Raw genomic sequence first — 20,566 nt, 5'->3', positions numbered from 1 at the left:
CGGATTCAAAATCCGGTCGCCCGACGTACCACCTGGCCAGTTCATTGAACGGAGACGACTCGAATGGGTAGGACCAAACCAGACCACCCAAAAGTCGAGGAAGGCGACTTTACCAGCCAGGCCAATTTTGCGGCCCCGCCTCATCCCAGCGCCCACCTCGGGTCCACCCACCCGAAACCTGAGGTGGATTTCACCGCCTGGTTCTCTCGGCAGCGAACCGCAACCGTCCAGGGGTAAAATCCAAGGACAAAAGCCCCCGCTAAGTACGAAAATGTATGCTCTGACATCACAACAGCAATCACCTAATCCATTCATTTCTATTATCTTCGGACATTATTCCTGTCTGAATTTGCTGAACTTCGACAATGTTTTGAAATTTTTCTTGACGCCTCTGAACAGGCCATGTAGTGTCACTTTCACGATCTTATCTAAGCGAAAAATCGTCTTCCCAATTGCCATAGCGTTCCGAAGAAAGTGGCGATACGGACCTCACCTCAGGCGAGGCACGAAACTCTCCGGGGGAACGCATGCGCGGCGAGCTCGCCAGGCGCACAGTCCATTTAATCTACGCACCGGTTTTGCCTCATCATCTTCTTCTAAGGAAAGGCGGCGTTACCATGGGCAGCCCGACCCACCAATCCATAATACGCTCATATCCTATTTTTCTATATCGCCATGATTTTTGTAGATTTCCTTAATGGTTATCATCCAAGACGCCCGTAAAGCTCGATCGAGATAATCGACATTCCAGTCTATTGCAATTTCTTCGAATTCTCACGGGTTCATTGGAGATGTCTATCGCTCCGAATCCAGCGCGATCCCGCAAGTCCACTCCGTATTCTTGCATGATCGAGGATCGTCTAACTCGTCGTCCCACGGCGACGACTGCGTAGTTTGCTGGGCGATTCGATTGGCGTTATTCCAATTTCGGCATGATCGCATGAGTGGCTGCTGGGGCAGACTCGCATCATGAGTGTGCGGGATTTGCCACTCGTCCAAATCGACGATCCGAATGTCAGGCCCAAATGACGACGACGATTGGTCGTTATAAAGCGGCGAGTTATCCACAGATCAGAACGCCCGACGGCCGGCGTGTGGCACATTGTCAAATGCGCGGTGAAATTCCGTGAAAGCGACGGATCCAAACGAGCAGCGGGACACCTCTCGCGGCGAACGAAGATGCCTCAACGAACTACTAAATCACTAATATCCATGATTTCACTTTACAAATTCGCTATCACCATATTTTACTTATCAAGTAAAAACAATTATTTTGCATGCTTGCAATTTAGAAAAACAATGAATTCTTTAAAATACGAAGTGACCCCGTGGTTTAGCGGGAGGCGGTCCGTAGCCTGGGCATCGCTCCGGCCGCCTTTTCCCCTGTTTGCCCAATCGCCGACTTCGGAGTTAGCTCGATGATCCGTGGCAACCTTAAGGCAAACCTGTTCTCCGCATTCTGTCTGGCCGCATTCGCGGTCGCCTTATCCGCCGCACCGACACAGGCCGGGCGAAGCGTCACCCTGGCCGAGGCAGACAACGTCCAAGGCGCTGCCTGCAGCGGCCCCGCATCCACCATGAGCGCCTGGTGCTCAATCGAATGCACATGGCTCTGTTTCAGCACTGGTTGCACGTCGTGCGGCTGTCCCCAGACGGCCGACATTGGCACTAGCGGCATCTACACCTTTTACACGGAACCCTGCGGCGTAGCGGGTTGCGGCTCGAAGCCGAGCTACCTCGGTCCCTGCACCGGCTCGTAATTTGTGAACAGGACAAGACGTCCGGTGAACCTGCCACACCACACCGCATCGCAGGGACTCGGCGAAGCTGTCTTGTGTGGCGGAATAGGATGATCTGGGCCGCCCCCGCTGGATGCGGGGGCGGCTTTGGGTCACCCGGTTTACTCAGCCTTCTGTTCGATAAACCACAATGGGAGGAAGGTGCCGTGCAGGCGAGATTTCCTGTTATCCGCGCGGCTTCGGAACCGCGCCGGCTCCGCGGGGGGCGAGCCGATCTTGGGCTCCGGGCGGGCGTGATATTCCTGCTCCTTGGCCTGCTCCTGTCGCTGCCGGCTGGCCAGACCTTCGCATCGATCCCCTCACCACGTGAGGAGGGGGACTTCAAGTCGGGCAAGGTCACACTGCTCGAGAGCTTGCCGCCCGAGAAAAGAGCCGTCAGGCTCCCGAAGGGTCGCGAATTCCCCGAACATCTCAAGTTCGGGACGAGCTGGCAGGAGCCAATTCTCTGCGGACCGAACGCGTTGTTCGTGCTCTTGCGACTTCGCGGATTCAACGTAGCGCGTGATCAAGTGACGCGACTCATCCCGATTACGAAAACGGGGTCTTCCCTCGCCGACCTGTCGAAGGCCGCGAGCGCGTTGGGCTTGAAGCATCAGGTAAGGAAGGTGTCGCAAAGCGAGTTGTTCCGCCTGTCGCCGCCGTTCCTCGTGCATGAAGACATTCGCTCGACCGACCCCGAAGTGCGCGACTCGGGACACTTTTTCGTGACCGTCCGATTCAACGACCAGGGCCAGGTCGGGATCATCGACGGCGTCTCGGGGAACTACCAATTCATCGAGAAGGCCCGATTCGACCGCTCGTTCTCGGGCTATGTCCTGGTGCCGGAAATGAACTTCTTCGGTGTCCCGACACAATGGGCCTGGGGAATGATCTACGTGCTGGCCGCAGTCGTGGCGATCCTGTCGTGCGCTCTGGCGTACCTCAATCGGCCGGTCGCGGTCCAGTCCGAAGCGGCGGCCCCGTGTTGACGCTCGCGCCCTAATGAGGAGATCGGACTGTGGTGTTGATCGAACCTGCAAGACGTCCGTGGGCCAGCGCCGAGCGTTGGTTTGCCGTCCTCACAGCGGCGGTGCTGGCCGTTGTCGGGGTCCGAAGCGCGTGGCATACGTTCGCTCCCGCCGCGAACGCGAGCCAAGAGCAACGGCGCCGGCTTGAGGTGTCCCACGTCCCACGCCGCGAGCGGCCGTTGGACATCACGCCCCACGGCGCCTACCGCGACATGCTTACCGATGAGGAGTTAGGTCCGGTCGTGGCCGCGGCCGATCCGTGCTGGACCGGTCCCGATGTCGGGCAGTTCGCCCATTCCCTCCGGCTCTGGGGCGCGGAGGCCTCGTTCGACCGCGCCTGGCAACTTTCCGGACGCCCCCGCCTGTTCCTCTATCCGCCCCGCGACCAGCTCAAGATCCTGCTCGAGCACCCGGAGTTCGAACGTGCATTTGGCAACAACAGCGGGATTCGCATGCTCCTCAGCGACGGCGAAGTCGGCATCTCGGTCGTCACCAACCTCGACTCAGACGTCGCCTCCCGAAAAGGCCAATTTCATGTTGACAAGATATTGCAGGTGCTGGCGGAGATCGGCATGCCTGCGACAACGCGCGTCGTGCCGCGCGTGACGGGCGAAAGTTCGCGTGAGTGGACCGTGAACGACATCCTCAACGAGTCGCTCTGGAAGTACTCGCCGTACCAGGAGTCCGAGTTCACGATAAGCGCCTTCTCGCGCTGGTTGAGTCCGCCGGCAACCTGGGAGAACCGGTTTGGCACGCGTTACAACATGAACGACCTCGTCAATAGCCTCCTCGATGAGTCGAAAGCGACCCACGCGTGCGTGGGGATGCACCTGCCTTACGCGCTCGTCTCGGCGTTACGCGCGAACCAGCAGGGTCCAATCCTCTCCGACGCCAACGTGAAGCGGATCGAGGCGCGACTCCAGGAAATCACGCGGACTCTGGTTAAGGTCCAGCAAGCCGACGGATCGTGGAGCACGGAATGGAATGGACATTTCGATCGCCGGCCCAACGACGGCATGTGGTACCTCGACACCCCACCCTTCCCCGAAGTGTACGCCACGGGTCATCACCTGGAGTGGATCGCCCTGGCCCCTCCGGAACTGGGCCCACCGCGGGAAGTCGTTCGCCGGGCGGTCGATTACCTCAAGACGGCGATCACCACCATGCCGCAACCGTTCTTCCACCATGCGGACGTCTATCCGCTCGGGAGCCACGCGGTCCGCGCACTCTGCCTGATTCGGGGCGTCACGCCTTCGGAGATCCGCCAGCGTTATCCCGTGGTCCCGAACGGGGTCAACCCCCTCTCGGACCCCAACGGTTCCTCAATCTCGCATAAGGGGGGTGGGGCATGATTCGCCTGATTCGTTGTCTCGAGTCGTCGTCCGGCCGGACCTTGGGATCGCTCGCGGCCTTGGCGATTGCAATCTCGTGGGGCCTACCCAAAGCCCAGGCTGCTCCGCCGACGGTGAGCGAGCTCACAGCCGCGATCCGTCGCAACCGCGACGCCTTTCTTGCCCAGAAGAGCTATAAATTCCAATTCTCGGTCAACTCAGAGATTCAAAATGGGGGAACTTTCGCCTACAAGTCGTTCGACGTAACCAACATCCGACGCGGAGCCGACCTCCATACGATCGTCTTCTACCCCAAAGGAGCGTTCCGTGGCCAGGAGTCGATGCCCGAGCATGCCAGGCACTTGATCTACTACAAAAATGCGGCGATTGACACCAATGACACGTTCATGGAAATCAGTCCGTCGATCTTCACTCAGCACTTCACCTACCATCAGTACACAGACTACCAACACATCGACGCCTATAAGGATTTGCCAGCCGCTGCGGGAAACCTTTCCCCCTTCGAGATCTCGCAGCCCTTCCTGCCCGAGACGGTCGAGAAATCTCCGAGTTCGTACCAGGTGCGTGCCACACCCGAGGTGATCGACGGCGCATCGTGCTGGGTGCTCGAACGGCCGGAGACCGACGAGATCTGGGTGGACCTCGAGGGGGTGATCCACCAGCGCCTCGTCTACTGGGGCAAGGGGCAACCGCGAAGTGTTTTGTCGAAAAGCCTCGACTTCAAGACGGCGGCGGAAGGGTTGAAGCTGCCGATGAAGCTGGTGGTCGATCACTACGCAAACCCGAGTACCGACCCAAAGGAGATGTGGGGCAAGATTACCTACCAACTGACCATCGGCCTGAAGAGTTACGATTTCAACAAAATTAAAAATGAGGACTTCCTCATCAAGCCCTCGGCCGGGTGCGCGGTCAACGACTACATCCGGCGGGTCCAGTATCGGATCCCGGCCGAAGGGGAGCAGCCGTTCGAGGTGGCGTTGACGATCGCCAACCTCGAGAAGACCCCTCGGAGCTATTACTTCTTCCTGGCGAACGGTCTGCTGTTTGGTCTGCTGCTGGTCGTCATCACCGGCAAGCGGGTCCTGAAGGCCTACCACCTCCGGGCCACAAGTCTCGGCACGGAGCCGTCGCCGGCCAACCCTTGATCGACGCGGCGGAGAGCGAACAAACCCTTTGTCCTTGCGATTCGGACGTCACCATGAGCCAACGCCACGTTTTGATTGCGATGCTCTTGATCTTGGCCGCGGCGGTGGCCGCCCGCTGCCAGGGCATGGCCGAACGGACGCTCTCGTTTGATGAGGCGTTCTCGTGGCGGCTTGTCACCACCTACCCCGTGCCGGAACTCGTCCAGAGGACCTCGGTGGACGTCCACCCGCCCCTTTACTACCTGCTGCTCAAGGTTTGGACGGCCGTGTTCGGGGACGGGCCGGTGGCGCTCCGTTCGCTCTCGATCTGCTTCGCGAGCGCAAGCCTGGTGCTCGTCTACGGCTTGACGCGCGACATCTTCCGGTGGTCGATCACGGTCCCTGACGAAAATTCGGCCCGCGCCGCGGGAGTCATCGCAACGCTGCTGACAGCCACTTCAGGCGCGCACATTCGCTGGAGCGGCGAGGCGCGGATGTACTCGCTGGCCTGCCTGTTGGGACTGGCTTCCACGTGGCTTCTCGCCCGCGGAATCCTTGGCCCCGCTCGTTCTCGGCGCAGCGCCGCAGTCCTCTGGTCTCTCTACGCGCTTAGCGCCTGCCTCAGCATGTACACCCACAACTACATGCTCTTCGTCGTTGCGGCGCAGGGGGTCTGGCTCCTCCTGTTCGGTTTCGCGCCGGCGGTTGGGAAAGCGAACCCAGGCGTCGGCCCTTGGCAACGGCAATTCGCCGGACTCGCAGCATTGGCCGTTGCGATTGTGGGGTACGCCCCGTGGGCTCCGGTGCTGTTTTGGCAAAAGGACCAGGTCAGTCACGGTTACTGGTTCTCGCGGCCGTCAGCCTTCGAGATCTCCCGGTGCTGGTCCGACCTCGTCATCCCCCGCAACCAGTTGCAATGGGGTGAGAACTGGCTTTCCGGCTGGCTCGTGGCCCTTTCCGGCGCGCTCGTCGCCTGGCTCGCCTTCACCGGCCGTCGCGGCGGGGCGTTGATCGCCGCCATGATCGCGGCCTCGATCCTCATCCCGGTTACGATCACCCTCTACGGGACGGCGATCGTGAGCAATCAGACGAGTCGGTACTGGCTGGTCCCGTTCGTCTTCTTCCTCGTCGGCGTGTCGGTTCTGCTCTGTCGCGTCCTCGAGGGAGCCGAGCGCTGGCTGTTCGTAGCCGTCCTGGTCGCCAACAACGTCTACTGGTGGGCGGAGTTCACCCATCAGACCCGGCTCGATCTCATGGGTGGGGCCAAGGCGTTGGTGGAATACATCCACACCCACGGCGACTCCGACGAGCCGATCATCGTTCGTGAGCCGAGTGCTTATCTGAGAATTCTCTACTATTTGAGAAACGATCCGGAGAGGGAACGCCTCCACTTCCTCCCAAGGGCCCCACTCGAGCCATACAACGGGGGGCCCGTCATCACGGAAAGCGAGGTCAAGGACGTCGACATCCTCGACCCCTGGGTCGACCGGAAAATCTGGGCCGTCGACAGCGCGATGCTCGCCATGCTTCTGAACGAGGCACGCCTCCCCGAGCCGTGGATGCCCGCCGGCCAGAGCGAAGTCTTCCCCGAGCCGTTCATGATGAATGGGAAGTTGGCCTTGACCGAGTGCGTCTTCCGGAAGCCGACGCCACGGCCCTGAATCAGCCGCCCCACCGTAGCAGCCCGACCCCCGAAAGGAGCAACCGATTCGTGCGATCGAATGTAAGCTGGATCACCGCCGCGTCTGAGCTCCTGCTCCGATTGCGGTCCGACGCGGACGCCTGGGGATACCGGCCCGGTGACCCGCCTGCCGTCGAACCGACCGTCCTCGCCGGGCTCGGTCTCCGCTGCACCGGTGCCTCGACAAACCAGGCCGCCTCCATTGAGGCCCCCGCCCGCGCGGCACACTGGGTCGCGCGGATGCAACGTCCCGACGGCTCCGTGAGACTCTCCGCTGAACTGGCAGTGCCACAGTGGGCGACATCGTACGCCCTCCTATTGTGGGCCAATGTCGACGGATTCGCGCCGCAAGGTACACTCGCCGCCCAGTGGCTGGAACAATCCCGAGGCAAGTCCTTCCCCAAGACCCCGGAGAACCCGGTCGGGCACGACACTACGCTCGTGGGTTGGCCTTGGGTCGAGGGGACCCACTCCTGGGTGGAACCGACGGCCATGGCGCTCGTCGCTCTGGCACGCATCGGCCCCAACCGGTCCCCACGCGTCACCGAAGGGGCACGCCTGCTCGCAGACCGGGCGCTCTCCACCGGGGGGTGGAACTACGGCAACAGCGCCGTGTTTCAGGCGATCCTGCGCCCGCAACCCGGACCGACCGGCCTGGCCCTCCTCGCGTTGGCGTGCCTCGGGATTCAGGACCGATCGGTCGAACCGGCACTCGCCTATCTTGAATCCGCCCTGCCCGGCATTCGCTCGCCGCAATCGCTCTGCTGGGGAATTCTGGGGCTTTCCGCCTGGAACCGCCGCCCGGCTCAGGCCACGGAATGGTTGCGCAACGCCTACGACGCCCTCACTGCGGAAGCGACCGACGACCCGTTCGGGCTCGCTCACATCGTCCTTGCGGCGTCTGAGCAGGCGCTCGACGTCCTCGGCCTGCCCGTACGAAAGGAGGCGAAGTCCTCATGACCGACGACCTGCCAATCCCACTCCCGCCCAAACCCTCGGCCCAAACCAAGCTGACTCGCCGCCGCCTCGGCGTCGCGGCAGGCGCCGCCCTGACCGCGCCGATCGCGGCCAAGCTCGCGTGGGATCAGGTCAGCGGGTTCCGATCAGCCAAAGTGTTCGTGGCCAGCCTGCCAGGATACGAGGCGGACATTCTCTCGGTGCTCCGTACCGCTCTCCAAGAGGTTGGGGTCTCGGCGGCCCTGGTGCGAGGGAAGTCCATTCTCCTGAAGCCGAACCTCATCGAACCCGCAACACCGAAGCAAGCCGTCCTCACTCACCCAGCCGTCATTCATGCCGCGGCCGAGGTGTTTCTCGGCTGGGGAGCGCGTGCGGTCCTCATCGGAGACGGGCCGGGCCACTGCCGCGATGCCCGCCTGGTTGCCGATGTCTGCGAGCTCAGGCCGATCCTCAGGGACCTGAAGGTTCCGTTCGTCGACCTTAACCACGGCCGAGTCGTCGCCCGACGGAATGCGCTCGGGATGACGACCCTGAGCCGCCTCTATCTGGCGGAAGCCGTCGCCGCCGCCGACATCGTCGTCTCCGTGGCGAAGTTGAAGACCCATCACTGGGCCGGTGTTACCCTCTCGATGAAAAACATGTTTGGAACCCTGCCTGGTATTTGTTATGGTTGGCCAAAGAACGTGCTGCATGAGGAGGGGATTAACCCCTCAATCCTTGATGTCATCGCAACAGTAAAGCCAAGTCTAGCGATCATCGACGGAATCGTCGGGATGGAAGGCGACGGCCCCATTATGGGGAAGCCGCGACATGCCGGGGTCCTCGTCGTCGGAAACAACTTGGTCGCTGCCGATGCCACAGCGACCCGACTGATCGGGGGCAACCCCGAGACCATCGAGCATCTTTCAATCGCGGCCGGACGGTTGGGGCCGATCCGGGCGGACCAGATCGAACAGCGAGGCGAACCGATCGCGCGGCTCGCGACCCGATTCCTCCTTCCCGTGATCGGGGCCGCCACAACGCGGTCGCCCCACGCGGGCTGACCCGCCAACAAGGCCGGAGAATCGATCGCGTCGTCAGGGCGTCGTTGGAATTCATCGAGCGACAAATGGGAATGGGCGAACAGGGGCGGAGTCATCCACTCGGGAGCCATTGCGATGGAAGTCGAACTATCGATTGTCATCCCCGCCTATAACGAGGCGAGACGCATTCCCCGCTACCTGGAGGCGATCCGCCGCCATTATGCCTCGCTCTCGTTCGAGAGATACGAAGCCATCATCGTCGACGACGGGAGTTGCGACAGGACCAGCGACATCGTCCGGCAGGCGGCAGCCGACTGGCCCCAGCTCGTGCTGATCGAGCATGCGGCCAATCGCGGCAAGGGGGCCGCCGTACGGACCGGCATGCTCGCCGCTCGAGGGACCATGGTCCTGTTCGCCGACGCGGACGGCGCGACGCCGATTTGCGAGGAGCAAAAGCTCCGGGAGGCGATCGCCGCCGGAGCCGACGTGGCCATCGGCTCGCGCCGCGGCGGCCCCAGCGGGCCTGAAGCCAACCGCCCCTGGTATCGCGAACTCGCCGGCCGGACCTTCTCCAAGCTCGCGCGAAGCTACCTGACGCTTTCGGTCGCCGATCCTCAGTGTGGATTCAAGATGTTTCGTCAAGACACGATATCACCCCTCTTCGGCCCCTGCCATGAAGAAGGGTATCTCTTCGACCTCTTCGTGCTCGGGGCGGCCACCCGGATCGGATGCCGGATCGACGAGGTCCCGGTGACCTGGGTGGAGATCCCAGGGTCCAAGGTCAACCTACTCCGCGACTCATGGCGGATGCTGACCGGTCTCGAGCGAATCCGGAAGTCGCTCCGCCGGACCGCGTTGCCAAGCCGGTTGATTGTCGCGGTCCCATCAAGCGAGAGTTCGACGGTCATCGATGAGGGCGTCCCCGATGATCACGGCGCCCCGGTCGCGTCCGGCCTCCTCACCGAGTCCTACGCCGGCTCGCCAGTGCTCCCTCGTACCTCCGTCTGAAATCGGACCTTGGGTTCTCGCACGAGGGACTGCACCACTCACGGCACAAACCGGGGCGGCGCTCTTCCCAAACTCGCCGACCTTGCTGGAGGCACAAATCAATGCTTGGATCCCTCGCCTTGCTGTCCGCGCTTGTGGCCTCCGGCTCCTATTCCGACTCCATCGAAGTCAACTTCTCCGACCAGGCCTACGATCGGACGCTCTTCCGCCCGAATGTGCGACGGTCATTAGGGCGTTGGGAAGTGAAGGACGGCAAACTCCGGGCGGAAATCCCGAAAGGGGGCGGAGACCGACCGCCAATCGGCTTCGTCGGGCTCTTCCATCTCGAGGGGGACTTCGAGGTTACCGCCGACTACCAGATCGTCGCCCTTCCGAAGCCGAAGGCCTCGTCGACCAAGAAAGGGGGCGACGCCATGAATTCGATCGAGCTCGTGATTTCAGGCGCTCCCGGGTGGTGCGTGGGCAGCCGTAAGTTCCTCTCGATCGGCGAGAAAGTCAGTTCCTATGGCGAGTTGGAAGGCTCGCGGAAATTCATCTCGGACAACCTTCCCGTGTCCGGCACCATCGGTCGACTCGAGGTCCGGCGGAAGGACGGCAACATTCAGTTTTACCATGCCGAGGCAGGCTCGACCCCGGTGTTGATCGGCACGGTCCCCTTCGGGGATGGACCTGTTAATGAGGTGGGACTCCAGGTCTATGCGATGAACACGGTCGACGCATTGGACGTCCGGTTTTCGCATGTGCAGGTTGGAGCCGACCGGATCATCCGAGGCCTGCTCGATTCCTCCTCGACGCGGCAAATGCTCCTGTGGGGCCTCCTCGCTCTCGTCGTCGCCGCCCTCGTCTACGCGTGGTGGCGGTTCGCGGGCCACCGGAGCGCCACGGCCTCCGGATCGCATTCCCGGAGGGGGGGCATCCGGGTTGGACTCATGGTCGCCGTGGCATCGCACGGAGTCGTCGTGGCATCGCACGAGGTTGCCGCAGGGCGGCCCTCTCCTACACCCGGCGATCGTTGCCTCCGGCCCAATTTCCTGACCCGGTCACTGGGCCCGCAGTCCGCTGACGGAGGTCGGCAAATCCTCGGCAATCGCCCCTTCTTTTGTTGTCTCAAGGGCATGGCGAAATGAGCACTCTCTCCAAAGCTCTCTGCTACTATTACCTGACGGGCATGGTGGTCGCAGGTGGGTTTCTCCTCGGTTCCGAGGTATTGAAAAACTCGCCGGTCCGCGGGAATACCTTCGTGTACAGCGGGGAGCCGTTCACCAACTGGGACGCTCAATGGTATCAAAAGATCGCTGCCCAGGGATATGACTATAGCCGGACGTCCTTCTCGAGCGCGGTCTTCTTTCCTGCGTATCCCATGCTGGGGCGTCTGGTCTCCCGTGTCACGGGGTTGAATGCCGATTATTCTCTGCTCCTGATTTCAAACGTTTGCCTGATCGCCTCGCTCTTCCTGATCTTGCGCTACTTCCAGGTGCGTTACCCCGAACACGGCGTCCGCCTGGGGGGCTACGCCGTCATCGCGCTCACCACGCTGCCGGCATCGCTCTTCTTTCGCATCAACTACTCGGAATCCTTGTTCCTGCTCGTCCTCGCGATGTTCCTGCTCGCGCTGGCCAAGCAATGCCATCCGGCGATGATCGCCAGCCTGGTCGGCTTCGCGACCGCGGTCCGGCCGGTCGGGGTCGCACTCATCCCGGCCCTGGTCGTCCACGTCTGGATGAGCGGTGGGAAACCGGCCGCGCGAGTCGCGCGGCTCGCCTACCTGATTCCCCTCTCGATGTGGGGAATCATCGCCTTCTCAACGTACCTCTACTTGAGCTTCGGCGACCCGCTCGCCTTCGCCCGGGGTCAGGAAGCATGGAGCTTGAGGCCCGACGAGTCACTGGGCCACCGCCTGTTCTGCCTGCTCACATTCGAGCCGATCCGGGCGATTTTCACCCCTTCGTCCGGAGCCTACTGGTATAACAACGAATACCATCATTCGCTTGTTTTCAATATGAGGGTAGTCGACGCACTCTATTTCATCGGATTCTCAGGTCTCGTGATCCTCGGAGCCTGGAAACGCTGGCTCAATTCGCCGGAGATCCTGACGTCCGCCTTTCTCATCCTGATCCCTTACTTAACCAATGGCTATGGGAGGACCATGATCAGCACGGCCCGCTACTCGTCGGTCATCATCCCGGTCTATGCGGTCATCGCCCATTTGCTCTCCAAGGTCGATCCACCGATCGTCTCCGCGCTCGTGGGGATCAGTTGCTTTTTCCTCGGCGCCTTCTCCGCATTGTTCGCGACCTGGCATGTCATCATCTGAAGTCTGACCGTGCGGCCTGATTCCACGCATCGGCCTCTCTGCTCATCACAAGCATGCCGTGACGGCCGTTCCCGATGCCCGAAGAACCGACAGGACAATCGCGATGTGGCGTCGAAAATCCTCGGGAAATTCAACCTCGATCCCAGGCTCCCTGGCCCTCACGAACGGCCATGAACAGAGCCAAGCCGGATCTCCCCATCGTGGGTTTACCCTGATCGAGTTGCTGGTTGTCATCGCCATCATCGGGTTGCTCATCGCCCTGCTCCTTCCCGCCGTGCAGGCGGCCCGGGAGGCGGCGAGGCGGACGCAGTGCACCGATAACCTGCGGCAGATCGGTGTGGCCCTGGCCAATTATGCTGCCACGCTCGAAGTCCTCCCGTTCGGCGTGGGGGGGGCGGGACCGCAAGGGCACGAGCCGCGTTGGTCGGCGCACTCGCAGATCCTTCCCTACCTCGAGCAGCCGGCGCTCTTCACCGCGCTGAACGTCTCGGGCGTGCCTTGGCTCCATGACCCGGTCTACGGCCCCTCGAATCGGACCGCGTTATCGACCCGGGTCGCCGCGTTCCTCTGCCCGTCGGACCGCGACCGGATCGACGACGGCCGGGCCGATCCCCTGATGGTGACCGCACCGACAAGCTATCGGGGATGCGCCGGTACGCTCCCCCGGAACCTGGCGGCCGACCTGCCGATCCCGGGCGGCACCGCGAAGAACGACGGCACCTATTGGTACCAGAGCGCCGTGAAGCCGGCCGACTTCCGGGACGGGATGAGCAACACCGCCTCGTTCAGCGAGCGCTGCCTCGGCCTGACGGCCTCGGCCAACACTCTGACGAACTACTTCCTCGCCGACAGCTCAACCGACTCGTGCGAGACGGCCAGCCCGGCCAACTCTCTCAGCTTTGACACGCCCTATCACCTCTCAGGGAGCCGTTGGGCGGACGGAAACGTCCTCTACACACGTTACCATCACATATTCACGCCGATGAAACCGAGCTGTCTGCTCGGCGGCTCCGACGACTTCGACAGCCCGGTCGTGGTCACCGCAACCAGTCGGCATCCGGGCGGAGTGAATCTGCTGCTGGGGGACGCGTCGGTCCGATTCGTCCGCAAGGAGATCGGCGCAGCCGTCTGGAAGGCCTTGGGGACCGTCTCCGGAGGCGAGGTGGTGGACCAGTCCCAGTTCTGAGCGCCGTTCGGGCTCGGGGGACGTGTCCCAATTCGATCGAGATCCATTGATGAGCACCGCGACCATCCCTGACCCCCTGCCGCGCGACGCCGCCGAGCCCGAGGTCCCTGGACCTCGCCGAGCAGGGCCGGGTCTGAGGATCGCGGCGCTCCTGGCCCTCGGCCTCTATATCGTCGCGTTCCGGGTCCACACGCGTTCCGAGCCGCCGGAGTGCGACCACGGCACCTACGCCGTGATCGGCCACGAACTGCTCCGTGGCCGATCGCTGTACTCCGACCTCTGGGACATCAAGCCGCCGACGATCTACGCGACCTACGCCGCCGCCGAGGTCCTGGTCGGGTATGGCAAGGTGGAGTTGCTGGCGCTGGGGATCTTCGCGGCCCTGGTGACCCTGATCGGAGTCGAACGGGCCGGGGAAGCCCTCGGCCGAGGCGGGGGACTCTGGGCGGCGGCCTTCTGGGCGGTCGCTTGCAACGATCCCGACCTCCAGGCCAATCAGCCGAACTCCGAGGTCTTCATCAATGCCCTGATGGTCTGGGCATTCGTCGCCCTGACGCGGATCTCCTCGGGCACCGGCGGCTCAACCCTTGCGATCGCGGCGGGCGTTCTTCTCGCGGTCGCTTCGACCTACAAGCAGGTCGTGGTCTTCGTGGCGTTCACGCTGGCCCTGGCGCACCTAGCGACGATGAGGCCAAAGCGTACGGCGGTCACCCAGGTCGTCTTGATGGCCCTGCCCGGGCTGCTCCTCTGGGTCGGCATGGGGGCCTACTTCGCCGCCACCGGCCGGTACGACATCTACTGGCGGACGAACTTCCTCTTCAGCACGCGATACTCGGGAAACCTGCTGGATAACGTGGCGACGGCGCTCATCCCGTCGGGGGTCGACGCATTATTAGCCACAAAGGCGATCCTGATCCCGCTCAGCCTGCTGGCCATCGTCCCCTTCCTGTCCCGGTGGAAGGAACAGGCCCTCCGCGCACACGCCTTGATGGCGGCCTGGCTCGCGGGGACCTTGGTCGCCGTGGCAGCCCCAGGCCGCTTCTGGCCGCACTACTATCAGCTCTGGCTCCCGCCGCTGGCCGTCGCCGCCGGCTGGGGGACGGCGGCGGTGGTCCGAGGGCTCTGGAGCCGAGATCGGTTGCTCGCCTGGGTCCCTGGACTCTTTGTCCTGGCGAATTGCCTCTGGATCGAGTTGCCCCACTCGCAGGTTGCCCCCGACCAGTGGTCGTTCCGGAAATACGGCAATGGCTTCATCGCGTCGGAACGGTTCGGCCGCACCCTGGCCGGCCTCCTCAAGCCGAACGAGACGGTCTACCAGTGGGGGCCGCACCCCGAGGTCTACTTCGCGAGTGGTTCGAGCCCCCCCGTCGGCGTCCTCTGGGACGATCCCCTGTATGAAGGCCCGATGCAGGACGAACTCTCGGCGCGGACCCTCGCCGACCTCGAAGCGCACCCTCCCGACCTGATCGCCGTCTACACGACCAAGCGGAACGCGGGCCAGCACCACCCCGTCTTGGACTGGATCGAGGACCGATACCGGCAGGTGCCCGGCTCTCACTCGGCGGACGAGGAGCTTCCCGAGCTCTACGTCCGGCCCGACGGCCCACTCGAGGCCCGCCTCAAACCTTTTGATCGCAATGCGTTCCGAGACTCGGGCGGAGGTCCACGATGATGGGAATCGGGCGAGAGGGCCTCAACTCGGCCCGCGCAATCGTCTCCGCAACGCTCGTGCTGGTCGCGTACGCCGCGATCTTCGACCTGCTCGACCGCTACGACTGGGACCAGGCCTTCGTCCGCTTCGCCTGCCTGGCGAGCCTGCTGGCGATGACCCTGGGCACGCGTCGCCGACCCGGCGACACGCCACCGCGTGCGATGGGGGAATTCACGGCCATAGTGGCGCCGGCGCTCACGGTCCTCGCCCTCAATTGGGGAATCTACAAGAGCCTGGCGGACCTCGACAAGCCGCCCGTCGTCGACATCGGCCAGACGACCCAGGAAGCCGCTCGCCTCGTCTTTCTCGACGGACAGAATCCCTATCAGAGCCGGACGATCGCCGTGCTCGGCGACAACCCATCGATGTGGGGGTTCAAGTATGGTCCCACGATGATCCTCGGGTACGCGATCAGCGCCGTCACGCCGACGAATGGGATCAAATACACCAGCCTCGTCTACCTCGGTGTGACAGTCGTGCTCGTCTTCCTGCTGGGAAGGGGGCGGGGCGAGATGTCAGAGTCGACCGCAACCGCCTGGTTTTGCTGCACGCTCATGCTGCTGCCGAACCGACTCTGGCACGAGCTGTTCCATCAAGGGGCGAATGACATCTTCCCGGTCATGCTGATCCTCGGGTCGATCCTGGCCGTCCGCAGAAAATCCTGGGCGTTGGCGGGCCTGCTGGCGGGCCTGTCCCTCTCGGCGAAGGTCTCCCCGGCGATTTTCTACCTCTTCCTGTTCGTCCGCCGTCGACCCGAGCCCCGGTTCGTCGCCGGGTTCGCCGCCGGCCTGGTGCCGCTCTTGCCGTTCCTCGCCTGGGACCCCGGCGCCTTGTTCCGCAACGTCGTCCTGTTCCATTCGACCAAGGCGGCCGATTCCACGAGTCTCTATTCCCTCACCCCCAAGGAACTCCACTTCGCCTTCACCGCAATCCAACTCATGGCGATCGCCCTGGTGGTCGCCAAGAATTTTTATACCCGAATCGATTACCGCTCGCTCGTCTTTTGGTATCTCGTGCTCACACTCCTCTGCGAGATGAGCTATCGCGAAGTCCACGGCAATCACCTGATCTGGTTCATGCCCTTCGCGGCGTTGCAATTCGGCTGGAATCGCCACGCGTTCCTGCCCAACATCGCCTCGGCCCTGCGGTCGCTCGGGGACGGGTTATCGGCTCCAAGCCGCCTTGTCACCGATGGAGCGAGGCTGCCCGAGGGATGGCCAACGAACGGGGAGGTCGCCGGGGAGGCCCACCTGCCCGAAGCCCTCGAAGTTCGGACGCTGCGAGGCGGATCGGGCAAAGCCCAATGACCGAAACCAAGCAATCCAGCACATGAATATTCAAAAATTACGCCTCTCTCATGAACAGAGGCAGCTTTACCCACGAGGGCACCTTGATGAATCTCCTCGACCTGTCCATCGTCGTACCTTGCTATAACGAAGAAGAAGTGATCGACGAGCTGTACCGTCGGCTCACGGCGGTCTGCCGCTCGCTCGGACAGTCCTATGAGCTCGTCTTCGTCGACGACGGTTCGAAGGATCGGACCTGGCCGATGTTGGAGTCGCTCGCGGCGGCCGACCGCTTCGTCGTGGCCGTCAGCCTCTCGCGCAACCACGGCCACCAGCTCGCCTTGACCGCCGGCCTGGAAATCTGCCAAGGGGAGCGGATCCTCATCATCGACGCCGACCTCCAGGATCCCCCCGAGTTGCTGCCGGCGATGCTCGATCGGATGGATACCGGTCTCGACGTCGTCTACGGCCAGCGCCGGCGACGCGACGGCGAGACCGCGTTCAAGCGAGGCACCGCGGCCCTCTTCTATCGCCTGATCACAGGCCTCTCCGAAGTGCCGATCCCGCCCGACACGGGCGACTTCCGCCTCATGAGCCGCCGGGCCCTCAACGTCCTGCTCGCGATGCCAGAGCGCCATCGCTTCATCCGCGGCATGGTCCCCTGGATCGGCTTCCCCCAGGCGGCGATCCCCTACGACCGCCATTGCCGCTACGCCGGGACCTCCAAGTTCCCGCTCCGCAAGATGGTCCGGTTCGCCCTCGACGCGATCACCGCCTTCTCGACCAAGCCGCTCGTCCTGGCGAGTTGGTTCGGCGCCGGCACGGCGCTAGTCACGTTCCTGCTGGCGGCCTACTCGCTCGCGTCATGGGCCGTCGGGAACCCGGTGAGCGGGTGGATGGTCCTGATCATCGTCATCGCCCTGTTCAGCAGCACCCAACTCCTGGCCCTGGGCATCTTGGGCGAATACATGGGACGCATGTATGAGCAGACCAAGAATCGCCCCTTGTTCATCGTCAAGAACCTCCTACGATGGGAGCCCTCTCCGACGCTCGATCACAGTACCGATTTCCGACACGTCGCCAGCGCGGAGTTCCCCGGCGCGGTCGCCCAGCAGAGCGATTGGTAGGCCTTCGCCCAAACCGGCTATCTCCGACTCCCTGGAGCCTAGGCCGCGAGCGCCCTATTCGACATGATCGATCAGGTTATGATCCCTAATTCACTCAAGACGTCGCGTTCGAGAATCTCCTCGATCACTTCCCCTGGGATCTTCGGAAGCGGGGTCCCCTGCACTTGCTCGTTCAAGCGGCGGAGGCTCTCGATGGCATTGCTCGGTTCCCACAACGGGTAGTCGGAACCGAACAGCAACTTGTGGGTCACGCCCCATTCGAGACAGACGATCATTGCTTCATACCCTTGCCAGGGGCGATGCCAGAGCCCGGAAATATCGGCATAAACGTGGGCGTGCTTCCGGATCACCAGGGCCGTTTCCCGCTGCCAGGGGTGGCCGAGGTGGGCGATGATGACCCGCAACTCCGGGAAGGCGATGGCCAGGTCGTCGACCAGGAGCGGGAGCGAGTACTTGAGCGGTCCCTGACTGACCGGCGAGGCCCCCATATGCATCATTACCGGCAAGCCCAGTTCCACGGCGCGGCGGTAGAACGGGTGGAAGGCAGGGTCGGCCGGGTTGTAGACCGACATGATCGGATAGAGCTTGATGCCCCGGAAGCCGAACTCGTGGACCCCGCGTTCCATCTCGCGGATCGCGTCCGGCCGGCTCGGGTCGAGAGCCATGAACCCGATGTACTTCGCAGGGTTGCGGGCGACCAGGCGCGCCACGTGCTCGTGCGGCGTGTGGATGCCCATCGCGTGCGCCGTGATCCCGAAGACGAGGACCTTGTCGAACGGCTCCATCGCCCGTTCGAAGTCCTCGGCCGAGACCTCGGGCCACGCCCCCAGGCCGCACTGCTCGTCCCAGTCACGGGTGAACTTCGGGCCGAAATGGACCCGCTCGATGAAGTGCGAGTGGTAGTCGATTCTCATCAGCGGCCCCCCCTCTGCATCCGGACGCCTTCCTCGGGCCGGAACGCGAACTCTTCGCGGACCTCGTCCCTCAGCTCGACCCCCAAGCCGGGCGTCGACGGCGGCAACAAGTCCCCCTGCTCGATCCGCAACGGCTCGACGAACAAGGCGTCGCGGAGCGGATACCCCCAGGTCGGATACTCGAGCACCTTGCAGTTCGGCAAGGTGAACGCAAGGTGATAGTTTCCCGCCAGGACGACCGAGGACGACCAGGAATGGAAGGCGACCTCGACCCCTTGGCTCTGGGCCAGGGTCGCGATCTTGCGGCACTCGATGATCCCGCCGGCGTGGGCGACGTCGGGCTGGGCGATGTCGAGCGCCCCGGCCTCGAAGAAATGCCGGAACTCGTGGATCGTCGTCGAGCTCTCGCCCCCCGAAACCGGGATCGGCACATGCCGGCGCACGTGTGCGTACCCGGCGTAATCCGTGGCGGCGCACGGTTCCTCGAACCAGCGGAGGTTGAGCTCGCGGAGGGCAGACCCCGCGCGGACGGCCTGGGCGGCGGTCCAGGGTTCCGGGTTGTGCCCCTGGACCGCGTCGACCATCAGGTCCATCCCCTCGCCGATCACGTCGCGGACGCGGCGGACCTTTTCGAGGTCACGCGTCGGGTCCATCCCGATCCGGACCTTCACCGCCTTGAGCCCTTCCTCCCGATACCCACGCATCTCATCGACGAGCTCCTCGAGCGGCTTCTCCAAGCCGCCGCTGGCGTAGAGCGGCAGCCGAGCGTGGACAGCGCCTCCAAGCAGTTCGTACACCGGCTTGCCAAGCGCCTTGCCCGCGATATCCCAGAGCGCCATCTCGACGGCGCCGATGGTGCTGATCCCGGCACCGACCCGGGCCCAGAACAAGGTCTTCGAGACGAGCTTCTGATACAAGGCCGCGATGTTCATCGGGTCTTCCCCGATCAGGAGCGGCTCCAAGGCCTCGGCGATTCCCTTGACCGCGAGCGGGGCAAAAATGCCGACGTAGGTCTCCCCCAGACCCGTGATCCCCTCGTCGGTATGCACCTGAATCAGGGCCGCATGGACCGTCGAGATCACGCCCCCCGACCAGCGGATCTCCCGCGCGGGCTTGCTGCTCAGCAGAACCGGCTCGACACGCGTAATTTTCACGCTTGGACTCCACGTCGGCTAACTGATAGGATATCCAGGAATTGAGGGCCGAGGCTAATCTCGGATCAGCCGCCATGTCAAGGGGGACTCCCCCTCGGGAGCGTCCAAAACCATGCCGAAGAGCAAGCCCCCCAAGGACTATCGAGTCCCGGCCGTCCGGCGCGCCTTCACGATCCTCGACAGCCTGAACCAGAGCTCCACGGGATTGACGGTGCAGGAGGTGAGCCGAATCCACGCAATCCCGTACAGCACGGCGTTCTACCTGCTGGAGACGATGGAGGGTTGCGGCTATGCGAGCCGCGACGACGAGTCGAAGCGGTACAGCGTCGGCTACAAGCTGCTCGCGATCCGGGAGAGTGGCGCGGCGAGGCAGAACCTCAACCTCCGCGCGCTTGCGCTGCCGCTGATGGAGGAGCTGACCGAGGTGACCGGCCTGACCTGTCATCTCGCCACGCTCGAGAAGGATGAGGCAGTCTATATCGAGAAAACGGAGCCGGCGAGCTTCATCCGCCTGAACACATGGGTGGGCAAACGAAACAGCCTGCACTGCACGGCGGTCGGCAAGGCCCTGCTCTTGCAGCATGATCGGGAGGAGTTGCGCTTGCTCTTCCAAACCGCCGGCCTGCCGCGCCGGACCGACCGGACGATCACGGACCTGGACCTGTTCGCTGACGACTTGCTCGCTTCCTCCCGCCGCGGCTTCGCCGTCGACGACGCCGAGGACGAACTCGAAGGCCGTTGCGTCGCCGCCCCCGTCATCGGCGACTCGGGGAAGATCGTGGCCTCGATCGGCCTCTCGGGAACCTCGAACCAGATCGATCCCCAACGACGTGAGGCTCTCGGTAAGCTCGTCCGGAACTACGCGAGGCAGATCTCCGCCCGCCTCGGCCATACCGAGGAAGGTGCCTCGCCCCGACGCTGACC

Annotated in this window: 17 protein-coding genes; 15 read left to right on the top strand and 2 right to left on the bottom strand. The window is 63.3% G+C overall.

Annotated elements, in window-relative coordinates; genetic code table 11:
* The first annotated feature begins 1,418 nt into the window (after nt 1-1,418).
* The 14 genes from SINAC_RS39965 (at nt 1,419) to SINAC_RS18640 (ending at nt 17,574) form a co-directional block, all read left to right on the top strand.
* Nucleotides 1,419-1,760 carry a hypothetical protein gene (locus SINAC_RS39965; RefSeq protein WP_015247178.1) on the top strand — a complete coding sequence of 114 codons (342 nt, stop codon included), beginning with the start codon at nt 1,419-1,421 and terminating at the stop codon, nt 1,758-1,760.
* A 185-nt stretch (nt 1,761-1,945) separates the two neighbouring features.
* Nucleotides 1,946-2,767 carry a cysteine peptidase family C39 domain-containing protein gene (locus SINAC_RS18700; RefSeq protein ID WP_015247177.1) on the top strand — a complete coding sequence of 274 codons (822 nt, stop codon included), beginning with the start codon at nt 1,946-1,948 and terminating at the stop codon, nt 2,765-2,767.
* 32 nt (nt 2,768-2,799) lie between these two features.
* Entirely contained in the window at nt 2,800-4,158 is a 1,359-nt protein-coding gene (locus SINAC_RS18695; RefSeq protein WP_237722866.1) for a hypothetical protein, read from the top strand.
* Entirely contained in the window at nt 4,155-5,303 is a 1,149-nt protein-coding gene (locus SINAC_RS18690; RefSeq protein WP_015247175.1) for a hypothetical protein, read from the top strand. Before SINAC_RS18695 ends, SINAC_RS18690 begins: the two co-directional genes overlap by 4 nt.
* 53 nt (nt 5,304-5,356) lie before the next feature.
* Nucleotides 5,357-6,943, top strand: a complete 1,587-nt coding sequence (locus SINAC_RS18685) for a glycosyltransferase family 39 protein (protein ID WP_015247174.1) — start codon at nt 5,357-5,359, stop codon at nt 6,941-6,943.
* Nucleotides 6,944-6,993: 50 nt separating this feature from the next.
* The gene (locus SINAC_RS18680; RefSeq protein WP_015247173.1) at nt 6,994-7,923 is read left to right on the top strand and encodes a prenyltransferase/squalene oxidase repeat-containing protein; all 930 of its coding nucleotides are present in this window, start codon (nt 6,994-6,996) and stop codon (nt 7,921-7,923) included.
* Nucleotides 7,920-8,963: a DUF362 domain-containing protein gene (locus tag SINAC_RS18675; RefSeq protein ID WP_015247172.1), complete on the top strand. Its 1,044-nt coding sequence runs from the start codon at nt 7,920-7,922 to the stop codon at nt 8,961-8,963. The genes SINAC_RS18680 and SINAC_RS18675 overlap by 4 nt, the downstream gene beginning before the upstream one ends.
* 114 nt (nt 8,964-9,077) lie before the next feature.
* The gene (locus SINAC_RS18670) at nt 9,078-9,950 is read left to right on the top strand and encodes a dolichyl-phosphate beta-glucosyltransferase (RefSeq protein ID WP_015247171.1); all 873 of its coding nucleotides are present in this window, start codon (nt 9,078-9,080) and stop codon (nt 9,948-9,950) included.
* Between the two features lie 101 nt (nt 9,951-10,051).
* Entirely contained in the window at nt 10,052-11,077 is a 1,026-nt protein-coding gene (locus SINAC_RS18665; protein WP_015247170.1) for a hypothetical protein, read from the top strand.
* Nucleotides 11,074-12,264, top strand: coding sequence for a hypothetical protein (locus SINAC_RS18660; protein WP_015247169.1), 1,191 nt, complete (start codon nt 11,074-11,076; stop codon nt 12,262-12,264). Before SINAC_RS18665 ends, SINAC_RS18660 begins: the two co-directional genes overlap by 4 nt.
* A 103-nt stretch (nt 12,265-12,367) precedes the next feature.
* Nucleotides 12,368-13,450 carry a DUF1559 domain-containing protein gene (locus tag SINAC_RS18655; RefSeq protein WP_015247168.1) on the top strand — a complete coding sequence of 361 codons (1,083 nt, stop codon included), beginning with the start codon at nt 12,368-12,370 and terminating at the stop codon, nt 13,448-13,450.
* A 49-nt stretch (nt 13,451-13,499) separates the two neighbouring features.
* Complete coding sequence (locus SINAC_RS18650) at nt 13,500-15,122, top strand: hypothetical protein (protein WP_015247167.1); 1,623 nt, start codon at nt 13,500-13,502, stop codon at nt 15,120-15,122.
* A complete protein-coding gene (locus SINAC_RS18645) occupies nt 15,119-16,468 on the top strand; it encodes a glycosyltransferase 87 family protein (protein ID WP_015247166.1) in 1,350 nt (449 codons plus the stop codon). Before SINAC_RS18650 ends, SINAC_RS18645 begins: the two co-directional genes overlap by 4 nt.
* 86 nt (nt 16,469-16,554) lie before the next feature.
* Entirely contained in the window at nt 16,555-17,574 is a 1,020-nt protein-coding gene (locus SINAC_RS18640) for a glycosyltransferase family 2 protein (protein WP_015247165.1), read from the top strand.
* 71 nt (nt 17,575-17,645) lie between these two features.
* Here SINAC_RS18640 and SINAC_RS18635 read toward each other — a convergent pair whose 3' ends face one another.
* Both SINAC_RS18635 and SINAC_RS18630 read right to left on the bottom strand, forming a co-directional pair.
* Nucleotides 17,646-18,488 (bottom strand): amidohydrolase family protein, encoded by an 843-nt coding sequence (locus SINAC_RS18635; RefSeq protein ID WP_015247164.1) that lies wholly within the window; start codon nt 18,486-18,488, stop codon nt 17,646-17,648.
* A complete protein-coding gene (locus SINAC_RS18630) occupies nt 18,488-19,642 on the bottom strand; it encodes a mandelate racemase/muconate lactonizing enzyme family protein (protein WP_015247163.1) in 1,155 nt (384 codons plus the stop codon). The genes SINAC_RS18635 and SINAC_RS18630 overlap by 1 nt, the downstream gene beginning before the upstream one ends.
* Before the next feature lie 112 nt (nt 19,643-19,754).
* Between SINAC_RS18630 and SINAC_RS18625 the strand changes: the two genes are divergently transcribed.
* A complete protein-coding gene (locus tag SINAC_RS18625; RefSeq protein ID WP_015247162.1) occupies nt 19,755-20,564 on the top strand; it encodes an IclR family transcriptional regulator in 810 nt (269 codons plus the stop codon).
* The last annotated feature ends 2 nt before the right edge of the window (nt 20,565-20,566 follow it).

Source organism: Singulisphaera acidiphila DSM 18658 (genome assembly GCF_000242455.2).
In the GTDB taxonomy this organism is placed as follows: Bacteria; Planctomycetota; Planctomycetia; order Isosphaerales; family Isosphaeraceae; genus Singulisphaera; species Singulisphaera acidiphila.
Note: the sequence above shows the minus strand (reverse complement) of the source record. Positions and strands in the feature narration are given on the sequence as shown.

Coding starts and splice junctions, on each gene's coding strand:
- SINAC_RS18650 (WP_015247167.1), top strand. CDS start 13,500: ATGAGCACCGCGACCATCCCTGACCCCCTGCCGCGCGACGCCGCCGAG.
- SINAC_RS18690 (WP_015247175.1), top strand. CDS start 4,155: ATGATTCGCCTGATTCGTTGTCTCGAGTCGTCGTCCGGCCGGACCTTG.
- SINAC_RS39965 (WP_015247178.1), top strand. CDS start 1,419: ATGATCCGTGGCAACCTTAAGGCAAACCTGTTCTCCGCATTCTGTCTG.
- SINAC_RS18675 (WP_015247172.1), top strand. CDS start 7,920: ATGACCGACGACCTGCCAATCCCACTCCCGCCCAAACCCTCGGCCCAA.
- SINAC_RS18645 (WP_015247166.1), top strand. CDS start 15,119: ATGATGGGAATCGGGCGAGAGGGCCTCAACTCGGCCCGCGCAATCGTC.
- SINAC_RS18655 (WP_015247168.1), top strand. CDS start 12,368: ATGTGGCGTCGAAAATCCTCGGGAAATTCAACCTCGATCCCAGGCTCC.
- SINAC_RS18665 (WP_015247170.1), top strand. CDS start 10,052: ATGCTTGGATCCCTCGCCTTGCTGTCCGCGCTTGTGGCCTCCGGCTCC.
- SINAC_RS18635 (WP_015247164.1), bottom strand. CDS start 18,488: ATGAGAATCGACTACCACTCGCACTTCATCGAGCGGGTCCATTTCGGC.
- SINAC_RS18660 (WP_015247169.1), top strand. CDS start 11,074: ATGAGCACTCTCTCCAAAGCTCTCTGCTACTATTACCTGACGGGCATG.
- SINAC_RS18625 (WP_015247162.1), top strand. CDS start 19,755: ATGCCGAAGAGCAAGCCCCCCAAGGACTATCGAGTCCCGGCCGTCCGG.
- SINAC_RS18670 (WP_015247171.1), top strand. CDS start 9,078: ATGGAAGTCGAACTATCGATTGTCATCCCCGCCTATAACGAGGCGAGA.
- SINAC_RS18640 (WP_015247165.1), top strand. CDS start 16,555: ATGAATCTCCTCGACCTGTCCATCGTCGTACCTTGCTATAACGAAGAA.
- SINAC_RS18685 (WP_015247174.1), top strand. CDS start 5,357: ATGAGCCAACGCCACGTTTTGATTGCGATGCTCTTGATCTTGGCCGCG.